Origin of the sequence: Stenotrophomonas maltophilia, from assembly GCF_047782825.1 — a bacterium.
GTDB lineage: Bacteria > Pseudomonadota > Gammaproteobacteria > Xanthomonadales > Xanthomonadaceae > Stenotrophomonas.
Genome location: NZ_CP180589.1, coordinates 1,749,780 through 1,766,060, shown reverse-complemented (window position 1 = coordinate 1,766,060; position 16,281 = coordinate 1,749,780). Strand labels below are relative to the sequence as shown.

At 68.7% G+C, this 16,281-nt stretch carries 14 protein-coding genes; 10 read left to right on the top strand and 4 right to left on the bottom strand.

Translation table 11 applies throughout. From position 1 onward, the window contains the following. Nucleotides 1-359: 359 nt before the first annotated feature. From ACM2ZB_RS08170 to ubiM, 4 genes are all read left to right on the top strand, one after another. Complete coding sequence (locus tag ACM2ZB_RS08170) at nt 360-1,520, top strand: hypothetical protein (RefSeq protein WP_416058102.1); 1,161 nt, start codon at nt 360-362, stop codon at nt 1,518-1,520. Nucleotides 1,521-1,578: 58 nt separating this feature from the next. Further along, nucleotides 1,579-2,133 carry a DUF4019 domain-containing protein gene (locus ACM2ZB_RS08165; RefSeq protein ID WP_313435597.1) on the top strand — a complete coding sequence of 185 codons (555 nt, stop codon included), beginning with the start codon at nt 1,579-1,581 and terminating at the stop codon, nt 2,131-2,133. A 12-nt stretch (nt 2,134-2,145) separates the two neighbouring features. Next, complete coding sequence (locus tag ACM2ZB_RS08160) at nt 2,146-2,535, top strand: MAPEG family protein (RefSeq protein WP_416058101.1); 390 nt, start codon at nt 2,146-2,148, stop codon at nt 2,533-2,535. 85 nt (nt 2,536-2,620) lie between these two features. After that, a complete protein-coding gene (gene ubiM / locus ACM2ZB_RS08155; RefSeq protein WP_416058100.1) occupies nt 2,621-3,799 on the top strand; it encodes a 5-demethoxyubiquinol-8 5-hydroxylase UbiM in 1,179 nt (392 codons plus the stop codon). 20 nt (nt 3,800-3,819) lie between these two features. On the opposite strand, the gene ACM2ZB_RS08150 is transcribed toward ubiM, so the two are convergent. Then, nucleotides 3,820-4,041 (bottom strand): RNA-binding S4 domain-containing protein, encoded by a 222-nt coding sequence (locus ACM2ZB_RS08150; protein ID WP_416058099.1) that lies wholly within the window; start codon nt 4,039-4,041, stop codon nt 3,820-3,822. 243 nt (nt 4,042-4,284) lie between these two features. Between ACM2ZB_RS08150 and ACM2ZB_RS08145 the strand changes: the two genes are divergently transcribed. From ACM2ZB_RS08145 to ACM2ZB_RS08125, 5 genes are all read left to right on the top strand, one after another. Then, the gene (locus ACM2ZB_RS08145; RefSeq protein WP_416058098.1) at nt 4,285-6,231 is read left to right on the top strand and encodes a DEAD/DEAH box helicase; all 1,947 of its coding nucleotides are present in this window, start codon (nt 4,285-4,287) and stop codon (nt 6,229-6,231) included. A 207-nt stretch (nt 6,232-6,438) separates the two neighbouring features. After that, on the top strand, nt 6,439-8,856 hold the full coding sequence (locus ACM2ZB_RS08140; RefSeq protein WP_416058097.1) for a putative bifunctional diguanylate cyclase/phosphodiesterase: 2,418 nt from the start codon (nt 6,439-6,441) through the stop codon (nt 8,854-8,856). A gap of 870 nt (nt 8,857-9,726) precedes the next feature. After that, nucleotides 9,727-11,337, top strand: a complete 1,611-nt coding sequence (locus ACM2ZB_RS08135; RefSeq protein WP_416058528.1) for a diguanylate cyclase — start codon at nt 9,727-9,729, stop codon at nt 11,335-11,337. A 34-nt stretch (nt 11,338-11,371) separates the two neighbouring features. Beyond that, nucleotides 11,372-12,094 carry a pseudouridine synthase gene (locus ACM2ZB_RS08130; RefSeq protein WP_313438914.1) on the top strand — a complete coding sequence of 241 codons (723 nt, stop codon included), beginning with the start codon at nt 11,372-11,374 and terminating at the stop codon, nt 12,092-12,094. 88 nt (nt 12,095-12,182) lie between these two features. Beyond that, nucleotides 12,183-13,253, top strand: a complete 1,071-nt coding sequence (locus ACM2ZB_RS08125) for a diguanylate cyclase (protein WP_416058096.1) — start codon at nt 12,183-12,185, stop codon at nt 13,251-13,253. Between the two features lie 129 nt (nt 13,254-13,382). Here the strand turns inward: ACM2ZB_RS08125 and ACM2ZB_RS08120 are convergent, their stop codons facing one another. Further along, nucleotides 13,383-14,330 carry a DMT family transporter gene (locus tag ACM2ZB_RS08120; protein ID WP_416058095.1) on the bottom strand — a complete coding sequence of 316 codons (948 nt, stop codon included), beginning with the start codon at nt 14,328-14,330 and terminating at the stop codon, nt 13,383-13,385. A gap of 79 nt (nt 14,331-14,409) precedes the next feature. On the opposite strand from ACM2ZB_RS08120, the gene ACM2ZB_RS08115 reads away from it, so the two are divergent. Beyond that, the gene (locus tag ACM2ZB_RS08115) at nt 14,410-15,024 is read left to right on the top strand and encodes a Pr6Pr family membrane protein (RefSeq protein WP_416058094.1); all 615 of its coding nucleotides are present in this window, start codon (nt 14,410-14,412) and stop codon (nt 15,022-15,024) included. On the opposite strand, the gene ACM2ZB_RS08110 is transcribed toward ACM2ZB_RS08115, so the two are convergent. Next, nucleotides 14,945-15,820 carry a DUF72 domain-containing protein gene (locus tag ACM2ZB_RS08110; protein ID WP_416058093.1) on the bottom strand — a complete coding sequence of 292 codons (876 nt, stop codon included), beginning with the start codon at nt 15,818-15,820 and terminating at the stop codon, nt 14,945-14,947. The genes ACM2ZB_RS08115 and ACM2ZB_RS08110 overlap by 80 nt on opposite strands. After that, complete coding sequence (locus ACM2ZB_RS08105) at nt 15,817-16,260, bottom strand: VOC family protein (protein ID WP_313438896.1); 444 nt, start codon at nt 16,258-16,260, stop codon at nt 15,817-15,819. Before ACM2ZB_RS08105 ends, ACM2ZB_RS08110 begins: the two co-directional genes overlap by 4 nt. Nucleotides 16,261-16,281 lie beyond the last annotated feature (21 nt).

Below are 16,281 nucleotides of genomic sequence, written 5' to 3'. Positions count from 1 at the left end.
AAAAGCTGGCATTCCGTGGGATGGCGGGGTGGTGTGGGCTGGCAGGACACGCCGTAAACCCGTCCCTGGGGGCTCGTAGGCGCCATCCATGGCGCCTGAGGTCCTGCCAGCCCACGCCACCCCGCCTTCGACAGTTTCCCGCGGCTGTTGGTCGGTATGGGGTCGGATCCGTTTTCCGTTGGAAAACGGCTCTGACCCCCTTGGTGGCTGGGCTGCCGGAACGGGGCTCTGCCTTTGGCAGGTGTCGACCTTGGTCGACACGCTTTCCGCAGGGTCAGAGGGGGTTCAGTGCTGCGCGCTGAATGGGCGGTTGGGACGGGTAGACTGTGGGTCTTGTTCTCATGAAGACCGGTTGCCCGATGTCCGTCAGATTCCGCTGGTTGCCCTTCTTGTGCCTGGCCTTGGCCGGCTGCAGCCAGTTGGAGAATCCCGGCAACGTGACCGCTGCCGACAAGGCGACGCGGGCGCCGGCCAGTGATGGCGAGAACATGGTGTCGATCAATGCGGCCGATGCGCCGTTGCCACCGGCGCCGCCGCGCAGCCGGGCGGATCGGCCGTGGCCGCAGGCGCAGCTGGAAAACGGCCGCGCCTGGGTCAGCTGCGGTACCGATTACGCCGTGGAAGGCGGTGATGGTGCCGAGCTGGAAGGGCTGCAGCGTGAGCAGATCCGTGCGGCCCTGCAGCCGTGCGTGGAGCGTGGTCTGCTGCGCGTGCGCTACAACGGCAAGATCAACCCGGGCTTCGCCGAAATGATGTGGCGGCTGGCGGTGGTGGCCGATGAACTGAAGATCCACAAGCGCATCCTCGATCTGGACTCCAGTGGTGGCCAGGTCGAGTCGGCCATCGTGGCCGGTGACAGCATCGGTGAATCGGGCTGGACCATCTGGGTCCGCGAGGGTTCGATCTGCCACAGCGCCTGCGTGTTCGTGCTGGCGGCCGGCGACAACCGGCTGCTCTCGGGCAAGGTCGGCATCCACCGCATGATGCGCATCAGTTCCAAAGCCACCTCGCGGGCCGAACTGAACCGCGAGCTGCACGAGGTCTACGACAACGTGAAGGACTACCTGCAGCGCAATGGCGTGGCGGTGGGCGTGGCCGACCTGATGATGACCGTGCCCAACCGCAGCCTGCGCCTGCTGACGCCGGAGGAGCTGCGCCAGTACGGCCTGGATGGCACCAATGCCGTGCAGGACGATCTGGAACGGATCAAGCAGATGCGCGCCTGCGGCGATGATTTCGTGCAGCGCAAGGATGCCTTCCTGGTGGCCTTCGACCAGCAGTGCAAGCGCGAAGGCGCGGACATGGAATCGATCAACAGCTGCGGCCAGGCACTGAAGCAGCGCTTCGGCTTCCCGGATCCGGTGTGCCCGGAGGAAAGCCCGCTGTCGGAGATCGATGTGGCGACCCTGCCGCCAGCCCCCACCGAGCCGCCGGTGGCCGCACAGGCGGCGCCGGAAGGCGATGCACCTGCCGCGCAGGCAGACGCCGCAGCAGTGGAAGGCGAGGCGTCCGCGCGCTGACGATCTGCTCACCGCGCTGGCGTAGACTGCGGTCTCGTCCATCCAACCGGCGGTGTCCATGAAGCGCGTGCGTTTGCCGAAGTTCCTGCTGCTGTCCCTGCTGCCGTTGACTGCATGGGCCCAGGCCCCTGCGCCGGCCACGCCTGCACCGGCCCCGGCACGTCCCGCGCCTGCCGCCCCGGCCGCAGCGAAGCCCGCAACGGCCGCACCGGCCTTGACCGCTGCGCAGCAGGCGCAGGTGCAGAAGCAGGATGCCGAAATGGGCGCAGCGGCGCTGAAGGCCGCGCAACTGGTCGATGCCAACCGTGCCGGCGAACTGTGGGATGGTGCGTCGACCGTGGCGCGCCGTGCCGTGCCGAAGGCCGCTTTCGTCAGCCAGTTGACCGCCGACCGCACCCGCCTGGGGGCGATGGCAGGCCGCGGTCAGCCGACCATCACCCGGGTCAAGTACGCCGCCGGCGCCGCCGTGCCCGAGGGGCTGTACATCAATGTCAGCTTCCCGACCCGTTTCGCCAACAGCGCACAGCCGGTGCGCGAACTGGTGTCGTTCCGCTTCGACGAAGACCAGACCTGGCGCCTGGCTGGCTACAGCCTGCGCGCGTCCGCACCCTGACGGAGAACCGCGATGGCCACCGAACTGAGCATGCTGGCCTGGGCGACGCTGCTCGGCTTCGTCTACATCTTCGCCGCGTCCGCCGTGGTCACCCGCGAGCGCGGAATGAAATGGAACGCGTCGGCGCGTGATTCGCCCGACGTGCCACTGAGCCCACTGGCGGGACGGCTGAAGCGGGCGCAGTCCAATTTCTTCGAGACGTTCCCGTTCTTCGCCGCGGCCGCCATCGCGGTGGTGGTAGCCGGGCGCAGCAGCGAGACGACCGTCATCGCTGCGCAGGTCTACTTCTGGGCCCGCGTGGTCTACCTGCCGCTGTATGCCGCCGGCGTGCCCTACGTGCGCAGCCTGGTCTGGGTCGTCTCGATCCTGGCCATCTTCAAACTGGTGTTCGCACTGCTCTGAGCTGCGCGCTGCCTGATCCAGATCAAGGCCAGTCACCTTCGCGGCGCTATGCTGGGCGTGACTGGATCAACGGCAGGAGGCGCGCATGCGCAGGATGGACGTGGTGGTGGTCGGCGCCGGACCGGCGGGACTGTGCTTTGCGCGCGCGCTGGCCGGCAGTGGCCTGCAGGTCGGGCTGGTCGAGGTGCAGCCGCGGCAGGCGCTGGCCGAGGCGGCCTTCGATGGCCGCGAGATCGCGCTGACCCACGCCTCACGGCAGGGCATGGAAGCGCTGGGCCTGTGGCAGCACCTGCCCGACACCGAGATTGCCGAACTGCGCGATGCGCGGGTGATGAACGGTGGTTCGCCGTTCGCGTTGACCTTCGCCAGCGGCCAGGTGGATGGCCAGCCGCTGGGCTGGCTGGTGCCCAACCACCTGATCCGCCGCGCCGCGTGGCAGGCCGTGCAGGGCCAGGAGGGGCTGGAACTGTTCGATGGTCGCAAGGTGCTGGCCGTGCAGGCCGACGCGCAGGGCCATGTGGTCAGGCTGGATGACGGCAGCGAACTGCATGCACGGCTGCTGGTTGCCGCCGACAGCCGCTTCTCCGGCACCCGGCGCATGCTGGGCATCGGCGCGCAGATGCGCGACTTCGGCAAGTCGATGCTGGTCTGCCGCATGCAGGTCGAGCGTGACCACCACCACACTGCCTGGGAGTGGTTCGGCTACGGCCGCACCATGGCACTGCTGCCACTCAATGAAGGCCAGGCGTCGGCGGTGATCACCCTGCCGCCGCGGCAGATCGAAGACCTGCTGGCGATGGACGAGGTGGCCTTCGGCGATGCCATCACCGGGTTCTTCGAGCACCGGCTGGGGCGGATGCAGGCGGTGGCCACGCCACAGGCCTATCCGCTGGTGGGGGTGTACGCGCACCGCTTCGTGGGCGAGCGTGCGGCGTTGATCGGCGATGCCGCCGTCGGCATGCACCCGGTCACCGCACATGGTTTCAACCTGGGCCTGGCCAGCGCGCAGCGGCTGGCACTGGGCATCACCGGGCAGCAGCGGCGGGGGGCGGATATCGCCGCCGCCGGCATGCTGGCGGCGTTCCAGCGTGGGCACCGGCTGGCCTCGCGGCCGCTGTATGAAGCCACCAATGCGATCGCCAGCCTGTACACCGACGACCGCCGGCCGGCACGCCTGCTGCGCGCGGCCGGGTTGCGGGTGGCGCAGGGCGTGGCGCCGTTCCGGCAGCTGATCGCCTCGCACCTGACCCAGCGGGTTGCCTGAACGGACCCGCCTGGGGGGGCTCAGCCGGCGGCCAGCACCCGGATCTGGCTGTCGGCGAATTCGACCACCTGGCCTGCGCGGATCTTGCAGGCCTTGCGCAGCTCGACCTGGCCGTCCACCAGCACCTGGCCCTCGCTGATGACCGTCTTGGCCTCGCCGCCGCTGGTGACCAGGTCGGCCAGCTTGAGCAGCTGCTTGAGTTCGACGTATTCGCCGTCGAGGTCGAATTCGAGGATCTGCATGGAAGAACGTCCTGGAGAGCGGGGGAAAGGGCGCGTATTGTGCGCCAGCGCGGCCCGGATGGGGATGCGAATGGTTTCCTGTACGCATGGTTCAGGAACAGTGCGGTATCATTCCGCTCTGAGTGAGTGAAATCTCCTCCGACCGAGCAGCGCCAGGGCACGCGATAAGAAGGGCGCCCAAAGCGCGGACCATCCCTTTTTTATCGCACTGCCATGCAGATGGCCGTGCCTTTGGAGTTTCCCATGTCCCAAGATTCCCAAGCGCCGCTGCAGTTCGCGCAGCTCGGCCTGTCCGAGCCCGTGATGCAGGCGGTCACCGCCATCGGCTACGAAACCCCGTCGCCGATCCAGGCCGCCACCATCCCGGCGATGCTTGAAGGCCGCGACGTGCTGGGCCAGGCCCAGACCGGTACCGGCAAGACCGCAGCGTTTGCCCTGCCGGTACTGTCCAACATCGACCTGCAGCAGATCAAGCCCCAGGCCCTGGTGCTGGCGCCGACCCGCGAACTGGCCATCCAGGTCGCCGAGGCGTTCCAGTCCTATTCGTCGAAGATCCCGGGCTTCCGCGTGCTGCCGGTGTACGGCGGCCAGCCCTACGGCCAGCAGCTGTCGGCCCTGCGCCGCGGCGTGCACATCGTGGTCGGTACCCCTGGCCGCGTGATCGACCATCTGGACCGCAGCACCCTGGACCTGTCCGAGCTGAAGACCCTGGTGCTGGACGAAGCCGACGAAATGCTGCGCATGGGCTTCATCGACGACGTCGAAGCCGTGCTGAAGAAGCTGCCGGAGCAGCGCCAGGTGGCCCTGTTCTCGGCCACCATGCCGCCGCAGATCCGCCGCATCGCGCAGACCTACCTGCAGGATCCGGTCGAGGTCACCATCCAGGCCAAGACCACCACCTCGGCCAACATCCGCCAGCGCTACTGGTGGGTGAGCGGCATGCACAAGCTGGACGCGCTGACCCGCATCCTGGAAGTCGAGCCGTTCGACGCGATGATCATCTTCGCGCGTACCAAGGCCGGCACCGAAGAACTGGCCAGCAAGCTGCAGGCCCGTGGCCTGGCCGCTGCCGCCATCAACGGCGACATGCAGCAGGCCCAGCGTGAGCGCACCATCGCCATGCTGAAGGAAGGCAAGCTGGACATCCTGGTCGCCACCGACGTGGCCGCCCGAGGCCTGGACGTGGAGCGCATCAGCCACGTGCTGAACTACGACATCCCGTACGACACCGAAAGCTACGTGCACCGCATCGGCCGTACCGGCCGTGCCGGCCGCAGCGGCGAGGCGATCCTGTTCGCCACCCCGCGCGAGAAGGGCATGCTGCGCCAGATCGAGCGCGCTACCCGCCAGCCGATCGAAGAAATGCAGCTGCCGAGCGTAGAAGCGGTCAACGACACCCGCATCAACAAGTTCACCTCGCGTATCAGCGAAACCCTCGCTGCCGGCGGCCTGGACTTCTACCGCCAGCTGCTGGAACGCTTCGAGAACGAGCAGAACGTGCCGGCCATTGAAGTTGCCGCCGCACTGGCCAAGATGCTGCAGGGTGACACCCCGTTCCTGCTGCAGCCGCCGGTGCGCGCCCCGCGTGAAGAGCGCGCCCCGCGCGAGCGCTTCGACCGTGGCGACCGCCCGGAGCGTGGTGATCGCTTCGACCGCAACGACCGTGGCCCGCGCTTCGAGCGTGGCCCGCGCCGTGAGGAAGGCGAGGGTGGTTTCGAGCAGCGTCCGCGCCGTGACGTGCCGCCGCGTGGCGCGCCGGAGCAGGGCATGGAGACCTACCGCATCTCGGTGGGCCACCAGCATGGCGTGAAGCCGGCCAACATCGTCGGCGCCATCGCCAACGAGGCCGGCCTGGAAAGCCGCTTCATCGGCCGCATCGACATCCACGACGACTTCTCGTTGCTGGACCTGCCGGCGCAGATGCCGTCGGACGTCCTGTCGCACCTGCAGAAGGTCTGGGTGTCCGGCCAGCAGCTGCAGATGCGCGCACTGGCCCCGGGTGAAGACACCAACCCGGCGCCGCGCCCGTTCAAGCCGCGCTTCGACAAGCGTGGTCCGGGTGGCCCGGGCGGCCCGCGTCGTGGCGGCCCGGGTGGTCCGGGTGGCCATGGTGGCGACCGCGGCGGTGACCGCGACAGCCGCCCGCCGCGTCGTGATGGCTTCAAGCCGCGCGGCCCGCGCAGCTACTGATCCCTGCGATGTTCCAGGACAACGCCAGCCCCCGGGCTGGCGTTGTTCGTTTCTGCGCCCGGCAAACAGGGGCAGCGGGAATTGGATCGGTTCAACTGCCCTGGCCGCCCCCGGTGGCGCCCGGCTTCGCGCCGTCCACACATGCCCGGCCCTAGGCTGAAACGGTTACAGAAGGAGGCTGTCACAGCACATTCGGGGGGATCCGGGATGCGTAGGAGCGGCACGGAGCATCATTACCGGCGGGTGCCGATGACCCGCGGGCTGGGAATGCGGTTTGCGTTGTTGACGGGCATGGCGATCGGACTGGTCGGCCTGTCCGCGTTGATACAAGAACTGCAGGCGGCCTCCACTGCCTGGATTGCCGGCCAGGGGCACTGGTCGCGTGGGCAGCAGGACGCCACCGCGGCGCTGAGCCGCTACCTGGCCCGTGGTGAACGGCACGATCTGGAAGATGCAGGCCGTGCGCTGCAGGTGCCGTTGGGTGACCTGCACGCGCGACTGGCGCTGGAACAGCCCGATCCGGACGTGGCCCAGGCCCGTGCGGGTTTCCTGCGTGGCAACAATGCTCGCTCGGATGTTTCGCGGCTGGTGCTGTCCTTCCGCTATGCGCGCAATCTGGGCGCATTCCGCCAGGCCACCTGGTTGTGGCGGCAGACCGACACCGACCTGCTGGCCATGCAGGCCCTCATCGAGGAACTGGATGACGTACCGGTGCAGGCCCTGCAGCAGCCGGCGCTGCGTGATCGCTACCTGCAGCGTGTGCACGACCTGGATCTGCAGCTGCAGTCGCAGGCCGAAGCCTTTTCCCAGGCGCTGCTGCGCATGGCCCATGACGTGCGCATTGCCACCCTGATCGTCGGCGGCCTGTCGGTGCTGGTCATCAGCCTGATGGCCGTGGGCCTGGCACGCCGGGTCGGCAAGGACCTGACCGAACATGAAAGCCGTTTCCGCGCAGCGTTCTACCAGGCCAACGTGGGCATGCTGAAGCTGGATGCCGCAGGGCGGGTGATGGAAGCCAACCAGGCGATGGCCGACATTGTCGATTACCGGCGCGATGTGCTGCTGCAGTTGACCCTGTCCGACCTGCTGATGGAAGGCGAACTGGTGCTGGACGAGGCCGGTGGCATCGATTGGGAACGCCAGCTGCGGCCCGGCGAACTGCGCTTCCGCCGCCGCGATGGCAGCCTGGTGTGGGGGCGCTGGAGCGGCACCGGCGTGCGCGGCTCGCGCGGCCGTCTGTCAGTGTTTTCCATCGTCGAGGATGTCAGCCAGAACCACGCGCTGGCCCGTGAGATCGAGCACCATGCCAGCCATGACCCGTTGACCGGCCTGATCAACCGCCGCGAGATCGAGCGGCTGCTGGAAAAGGCCTTGCTGCAGGTCCGCACCGAGGGCGGCACGCATGCGCTGTGCTACATCAACCTGGACCACTTCAAGCTGGTCAACGACAGCTTCGGCCACGCCGCCGGCGACCAGATGCTGCGCAGCTTCGCCGAATACCTGGTGGGCGCGGTGCGCGACGGCGACTGGGTCGGCCGCCTGGGTGCGGACGAATTCGCAGTGTTCCTGGCGCGCGCCAGCCAGGATGAGGCCAAGCGCGTGCTGCAGCGCCTGATCCGCAACCTGGGCCAGGCTACGTTCCCGATCAGCGAAGGCAGCCCGCAGCTGAGCTGCAGTATCGGCGTGGTCGAGGTGACGGCCGACGCGCCGGACGTGAACTGGCTGATGAGTGCCGCCGACAGCGCCTGTTACGCAGCCAAGCAGGCCGGCCGCAACCGTGTGCACTGCTTCAACGAAGACCGCCTGGCCTTGGACGAGCGCCGGCAGGAAGCCGAGCGCCTGCAGCGGGTGAGCCGCGCCATGGCCGAGAACCGCATGCTGCTGTACGCCCAGCGCATCGCCAAGGTGGGCGACCCGGGCTACCTGCATTACGAGGTGCTGGTGCGCATGCGCGATGCCGACGGCGCCCTGCACCTGCCGGGCCAGTTCATGCCGGCGGTGGAGCGCTACGGCATGGCGGTGGCGCTGGACCGGCACGTGCTGGGCCTGCTGTTCCGCCACCTGCAGGTCTGCCCCGCGCACGTGCGCCAGCTGGGCCTGTGCAACGTGAACGTGTCGGCGCAGTCGATCGCCGAGCCCAGCTTCCTGGCCTTCGTCTGCGACCTGCTGGAGCGCAACCGCGCGCTGGCGGCCAAGCTCTGCTTCGAGATCACGGAAACCGCCGCGATCAGCAACCTGACCCAGGCCCGCGCCTTCATCGACGCGGTAAAGGCGCGGGGCTGCCGGATGGCGCTGGACGACTTCGGCTCGGGCCTTTCCTCGTTCGGTTACCTGCGCCAGCTGCCGGCGGACATGCTGAAGATCGACGGCGCCTTCGTGCGTGACATGGACACCGACCCGGTCAGCCGCGCGACGGTACGCGCGATCAGCGAGCTGGGGCGCGAGCTGCAGATGGAAGTGGTGGCCGAGTGGGTGGAGACCAGCGAAGTGGCGGCCACCCTGACCGAGCTGGGGGTGCAGGGATTGCAGGGCTACGGCATCGAGCGGCCGCAGCCGCTGGAGCGGCTGACCCTGGCGGACCAGAGGCCGGTGCGGCTGGCGGGCACCCAGGGGCCGCCGACATAGGAGGGTGTCCGGCAGGGCTGCGCCCTGCACCCGCCGAGGCCGAAGCCGAAGCCGAAGCCGAAGCCGAAGCAACGTCAACGTCAAAGGCGTGCTTTCCGTGGGATGGCGGGGTGGGTCCGGTTGCGGGGGACGCCGTAAACCCCCCTCCGGGGTCCGGCCCAGCCGCTGGCGGCTGTGCGTTCGGGCGCTTGCGAAGCAGTGCTTCGCAAGCAAAGCGCCCTCACCCATGGGGCTTGGTCGCGGCATCCATGCCGCTCACACCCCCTCAACCGGACCCACCCCGCCTTCGACAGACTTCCTCGATCTGTCGGAGCACGGGGTCGGATCCCGTTGCTGCGCAACGGGATCCGACCCCGGATTCAGTATTCAATTCGATATCTGACAGAAAAATCGTGTCGACCAAGGTCGACACCCGCCAACCGTCAATAGAGATCTGTCGGGGGTGGGGCGGTGTGGGCTTGCAGGACCGCAGGCGCCATGGGCTCGAGGCATGCCTCGGGCGGGTTGGGCAGGATGCCCAACCCCGGTCTTGCCGTGCGCGCAGGACAGCGCACACGAGCAAGGCGCCTACGAGCCCCCAAGGATGGGTTCACGGCGTGTCCTGCAAGCCCACAGCGCCCCGCCCAATCAGCAGAAAACCAGAGCCGCTTTGGCTTTTGACTTTGATCTGGCTCGCAGCAGGTGCAGGGCGCAGCCCTGCAATCACCACCCCCACCTACAACCTTTGGCCTACACATCAGGCGGCCGTTCCGCTGCGATAATGCCCGCAGGGGCGACGCGCAACGGGCGCGGGCGTAAGCAGGAACAGGATGTAGCGTGGTCGGCAGGCAGGGGCGTTACGTAACAGGGGCGGTGCTGGTCGTGCTGCTGATGGTGCTGGCCACGCCGTGGCTGGGCTATGCCCGCACGGTCGAGGCTGGGCGCGACTATCTGCTCGTGGGCGAAGCAACCAATGAACCCACCCCGCACCGTGCCTGCAGCCCGCAGATGCTGTCCGGCGACCGCCAGCAGGTGGAAGTGCAGGCCCCGCCCGGGGGCTGGTCCGGTGAACCGCAGGCGCTGGACGTCTTCAACGTATTCGCCGGCGAGGTGCGCATGCAGCACGGCGATCGCGAGATCTGCGGCAACATGCACGATGCACGCACCCGCGATTCGCGCTTCCGCGCCGGCATCGGCATGGTCGCGGTACCCAAGGCCGGCAGCTACGAGCCCTTCGTCGTGTCCTGGCAGACGCCGCTGAAGGCGCGCTGGGTGCCGACCTTGCGGCTGGGAGCACCCAGCCCGGTGCAGCAGAACGACACCGCGCGTCTGCTGGTGCGCGCCGCCTGCATCGCCGTGGCCATCGCTCTGGCGCTGTCGGCGCTGATGGCGTACCTCACCACCCGCGACCGCAGCTTCATGATGTACATCGGCGCCACCCTGGTGCTGGTCCTTTGGCAATCCATCCTGGGCGGCCTGAGCGGCTACCCCGAACCCTGGCTTGCGGTGGGCGAGCGCGGGGCCTGGTGGCTGCTGTCGCTGACCGCGGCCACCCAGGCACTGGTGCTGCCGGCGTTGTGGCGCCTGAACGGTGGCGACCGCGTGCTGCCGCGTTCGCGGCTTGCACAGCAGGCGGTGCTGTGGGGCCTGATGGGGCTGGCCGTGCTGGTGCCGTGGCTGGGCTGGGACCAGCTGGCCGTGGTCGCCCTGGTACTGCAGGGCTGCTTCGTGGCCGGGTGCCTGCTGTCGCTGGGCATGGGCCTGTGGGCCCGCCTGCGTGGCGATGTCTGGGCGCTGGCAGGGCTGGCCGCGCTGACACCGATGCTGGTGCTGGTGCTGGCCGATGCGACCAGTGCGCGCTGGCTGTTTGAATACCGGGTGGAGGCGCTGCAGCTGGCCGTCACCTGGCTGCTGATGATGGCCGCCTACGCGCTCAACCTGCGGCTGGGCCGGCTGCGCCAGCAGCGCGACGAGATGCGCCAGCTGGCCGAGACCGACATGTTGACCGGCCTGGCCAACCGCCGCGCCGGCCTGCAGCAGCTGGCCCACCACGTGGACCGGGTACAGCGCGATGGCAGCCTGCTGGTGATCGGCTTCCTGGATATCGACCTGTTCAAGGACATCAACGACCGCCACGGCCATGAGGTCGGCGACCAGGTGCTGGTGGCGGTGGCCCAGGCCCTGCGCGCGGCCGTGCGCAACCAGGACGAGGTGGTGCGCATGGGCGGGGAGGAATTCCTGCTGCTGCTGCCGGGCATGCCCCGCGAGGTGGCGACCGAGCGCCTGGAAGGCCTGCGCCAGCGCATCACCGAGATCTGCCAGGACCTGCAGGTGCCGGGCCTGGAAGTGACCGCCAGCATCGGCCTGGCGCAATGGCGGCCGGGCGAGGATGACCTGGCCGGGCTGCTGCGGCGGGCCGACCATGCCATGTACGTGGCCAAGCGCAACGGCCGCAACCGGGTCTTCGACGGCGAAACCGTCGATCCATTGCTGCCGGCGTGACCCGGTCGGGGCGGGGATGGCCGATAATAGGGCGATGACCACCCGACTCAACAAATACATTGCCGAAACCGGCTTCTGCTCCCGCCGCGAGGCCGATCGCCTGATCGCCGCCCGGCGGGTCACCGTCAACGGCCACCCGGGCGGTACCGGCGCGGTGGTCGGCGAGGGCGACACCGTCCTGGTTGATGGCCAGCCGCTGCAGGTGCGCGTGGCCCGCAAGCCTGGCGCCCGCCGCCACGTCTACATCGTGCTGAACAAGCCGGTGGGCGTGACCTGCACTACCGAGAGCTCGGTGAAGGGCAACATCGTCGACTTCGTCGGCCACGAGCAGCGCATCTTCCCGATCGGCCGCCTGGACAAGGATTCCGAGGGCCTGATCCTGATGACCAGCAACGGCGACATCGTCAACCAGATCCTGCGCGCCGAGAACGGCCACCAGAAGGAATACCTGGTGGCGGTCAACAAGCCGGTCACCGACGAATTCCTGCGCGGCATGGCCCGCGGCGTACGCATCCACGACCAGATGACGCTGCCGTGCAAGACCTCGCGCATCGCCAAGTTCGGTTTCCGCATCACCCTGCAGCAGGGCCTGAACCGGCAGATCCGCCTGATGGCGGCTGAATTCGGCTACCGGGTGACCCAGCTGCGCCGCGTGCGCATCGACAACATCAAGATCGGCGCGCTGAAGCCGGGCCAGTGGCGCAACCTGACCGAGCAGGAACTGCACGGGCTGCTGCCCAAGCAGCAGGACTGGTAACGGACGCCTGTAGAGCCGAGCCTGCGCTCGGCTGGCGGGTTGCATCATCGGCTAGACTCCGCAGTGACCTGCCGGAACGTGACGCTGCATGATCAAGCCCGACAAGCCTGCCAACGAGGCCCTGCGCCTTGAGGCGCTGTACCGCTACCGCATCCTGGATTCGGAGCGCGAAAAATCCTTCGACGATCTGGTGGTCATCGCCAAGGCGGTGTGCGGTACCACCATGGCCGCCGTGACCCTGATCGATGTCGAACGGCAGTGGTTCAAGTCCATCCAGGGCATCGACGCTGCCGAGAACCTGCGCAGTGAATCGATGTGCGGCCACGCCATCCTGCAGCCGCGCGAGATCATGGTGGTGGAGGATGCCCTGCAGGACATCCGCTTCCACGACAACCCGGTGGTGACCGGTGACCCGCACGTACGTTTCTATGCCGGCGCGCCCCTGATCAGCAGCGACGGCCTGCCGCTGGGCACGCTGTGCGTGTTCGATCCGAACCCGCAGCACCTGGCCCCGGACAAGGCCGAAGCGCTGGCCGCGCTGTCGCGGCAGGTGATGCTGGTGATGGAACTGCGGCGCTTCGCGCTGGATATCCAGAGCCACATGGTGCAGCGCGACGACTACGAGCGCCTGCTGTCCGAATACCACGACGTGCTGCTGGCGCAGAACGCCGACCTGACCGAACAGAGCCGCACCGATGCGCTGACCGGGCTGCCGAACCGGCGCGCGATGGCGGCCGCCCTGCAGGACGCCGTGGCCAGTGCCGATGGCCACCCGCGGCAGCCCTGCGTGGCCCTGGTGGACATCGATCATTTCAAGCACATCAACGACTTCCAGGGCCACGCCACCGGCGACCGGGTACTGGCCGAGCTGGGCGTGCTGCTGCGTTCGCACTTCTCCGGCCGCGGGCTGGCCGCACGTTACGGCGGCGAGGAATTCGTGGCGCTGATGCCGGACGTGGACCTGCGCACCGCCGAACTGCAGTGCGAGTTCCTGCGCATGGCCGTGGCCGACCTGCCGCTGGGCTTCCCGGTCACCATCAGCATCGGTGCCGCCCAGCACCAGCCCGGCGAAAGCACCGACCAGACCCTGGCCCGCGCAGACGCCGCGCTGTACCGGGCCAAGGCCAACGGCCGCAACCGGGTGGAACTGGCGCCGTGAACCGCTGCGCGGCGGAAGCGCTGTAGAGCCGAGCCATGCTCGGCTGATTTTCGCGGAGAGCAGCCGAGCATGGCTCGGCTCTACAAAAGGCGTAGCCGAGCATGGCTCGGCTCTACAGAACCCTCCGCCTCAATCGGCGATGTTGCGCGCTTCGGCCGTACCCAGGATTTCCGGGTGCTGCACCGGCTTGCGGCGGTTCAGCAGCGGGTGGAGGAACACGGCACCGACGATGATCGCCACGCCCAGGTAGAACCACGGCGTCACTTCATGCTGCTCGCGCAGCAGCACCACCGCCAGCAGCACGGCATAGACCGGCTCCAGGTTGGTCACCAGCTGCACGGTGTAGGCGCTGAGATGGCGCAGGGCGACCAGGGCCAGGGCGAACGGCAGCAGGGTACAGGCGCCGGCCAGCACCAGCAGCAGGATGCCGTCGTGCAGGTTGGGCACCACCCAGAGCGGGCTGGCCAGGGCCGGCAGCAGGTAGGGCATCACCGGCGCCAGCAGGGTCAGGGTCAGCGTGCCGGCGCCCAGTTCCAGCGCGGTCACCGTCAGCGGGTCGGCATGGCTGACCATGCGCTTGTTCAGCGAGCCGAATACCGCCACCAGCAGCGCCGACAGGGCACCTACCAGCACGCCCAGGCGCATGCCATCGGGCACGCCGCCCACCACCAGCGCCACGCCCGGCAGCACGGCCAGGCCGAAGGCCAGTTCGCGCATCTGGAACGGGCGCTTGGCCACCCAGGGTTCAATGATGGAGGTGAACACCGGCGCCAGCGCGATGCAGGTGGCGGCCACCGAGGCGTTGGCCAGCTTCACCGCGCCGTAGAAGGTCAGCCAGTGCAGGGCCACCAGCGCACCGATGCCGGCATAGCCGGCCACCAGCCGCAGGGGCAGGGTGCGCAGCCCGCGCCAGACCCGCGGCAGCAGGGCCAGCATCGCCACCACCAGCAACATGCGCCACCACACCAGCGGCAACGCGGGCAGGGTGATCAGCTTGCCGAGGATGGCGGTGACACCCCACAACAGGACACAGAAATGGATCTGCCAGAGCGCTTTGCGGGTGTCGGGGGTCGTCATCGGTGTATTGTGCGGCAAGCGCAGGGCAGCGGCGATGGCCATGGCCTGCCCGGCGCACACTGGCTCCCGGGGGTTCCACATGCCTGCAGACCGTCCGCTCCTGCGTGGATGGGCGGCGCTGACCGCCCTGGTCGCCGCCGTGGCGTTGCTGCTGCAGTACCTGCTGCTGGTGAACGGCCATGGCGGCAGTGCGGGCATCGGTGCGGCGACGCTGCGCTTCTTCGGTTACTTCACCATCCTCAGCAATCTGGCGGTCTGTCTGGGCTGCCTGCGGCTGGCCCTTGGCGGCAGGCTGGGCGTTACGCCGGCGGCCGCGCTGGGCCTGTGCATCGGCGTGACCGGCCTGGTCTACCTGCTGGCCCTGCAGGGCCTGTGGAGGCCGACCGGGCTGCAATGGTGGGTGGATGTGGGCCTGCATTACGCGGTGCCGGTGCTGTACCTGGGCGGCTGGCTGCTGCTGTTGCCGCATGGCGGCCTGCGCTGGCGCGCGCTGGGGGCGGTGCTGCTGGTGCCCGCCGCGTATCTGGGCTGGGCGATGGCGGTGACCGGCCTGCTCGGGCAGGCGCCGTATCCGTTCCTGGAACTGCAGCGGATCGGCGCGGCCGCCTTCGCGGTCAACGTGCTGCGCGTGGCCGGGGTGTTCGTGCTGGGCTGGACCTTGCTGTGGGGCCTGGATCGCTGGCGCCGTCGCTGAGCTGCTGCAGGGCCATGGCCGCCGCCGGGTTGCGCGCCTTGCCGGCGCCGATGCACAACAGATAGACCTCGCGTGGCCGGGGCGGGGCAGGCTCGGCCACGCAGGGCAGGTCAGCCACCGCTTCACCGCGCGACCAGTGCTGGGCGCGTGTGGCCCAGCGCTGCTGCAACGGGCGCGGCAGGCCTTCGCGCAGGCGCGCCTGGCTGCGCTTGATGCGCGCGTAGACGAAACTGGCGCTCAGGTCGCCCTGCAGCGGTGCTTCGTCGCTGTCCTCGATCACCAGCGCGACGTCGTGGCGGCGCGCGGCGGCGACCAGCTCCGGGCCATGCGCCTGTGCATTGCGCACTTCCAGCGCGTGCTGCAGCGGCACGCCCTGCAGGCGCTGCGGCAGCTCGGCCATCAATGCCGCCAGTGCCGCCGCATCGGCCGGGTGCCTGGGGTCGAACTGCCAGAGCAGGGGGCCCAGTCGGTCACCGAGTGCCAGCGCGGCCTGCAGGAACGGCGCGGCAGCGTCGACCGTGCTGCGCAGATCGCGCCGTTGCACCAGGTAGCGCGGCGCTTTCATCGAAAAGCGGAAGCCCTGCGGCGTCTGCGCGGCCCATTGCGCGCACTGCGCTTCGGTAGGGGTGCGATAGAACGTGCCGTTGATCTCGATGCAGCGCAGGGCGCGGCTGGCATGGGCCAGCTCCTCGCGCTGCGGCAGGCCGGCGGGATAGAACACGCCACCGCGCCACTCGGGAAACACCCAGCCGCCGATGCCGCAGCGGATCGGCGCCGGGGGCGCTGCCGGTGTCACTGGCCGTGGTCCGCGCGCCACGGGTCGTAGCTGCCGAACCACCACAGGTAGCCTTCCGGATCGGCGCAGGCATAACCCCGCCCGCCATAGTCCTGGTCGGCGATATCGATGACGATGCGTGCGCCGGCCGCCTTGGCCCGCGCGTAATGGCCATCCACATCGCTGACGATCACGCAGGCGCTCTGCGTCTGCCGTCCGCCGACCTCGTCGGGCATTACCGCCAGCTTCGACCATTCGCCGCTGGTGCTGGCCGAGCCGAGCATGATCATGCCGTGGCCGAACACCAGCTGTGCATGGAAGACGGTTTCGCCATCGGCGTACACCGCCTGGGCGTGGAAGCCGAAGGCGCGCTGCAGCCAGTCGATGGCGCCCAGCGCATCGCGGTAGCGCAGGCAGGGAATGATGGTGGAGCCGCTGCTGGATTGACCGTTTTCGGCCATGACACCCCTCCTATGGCACAG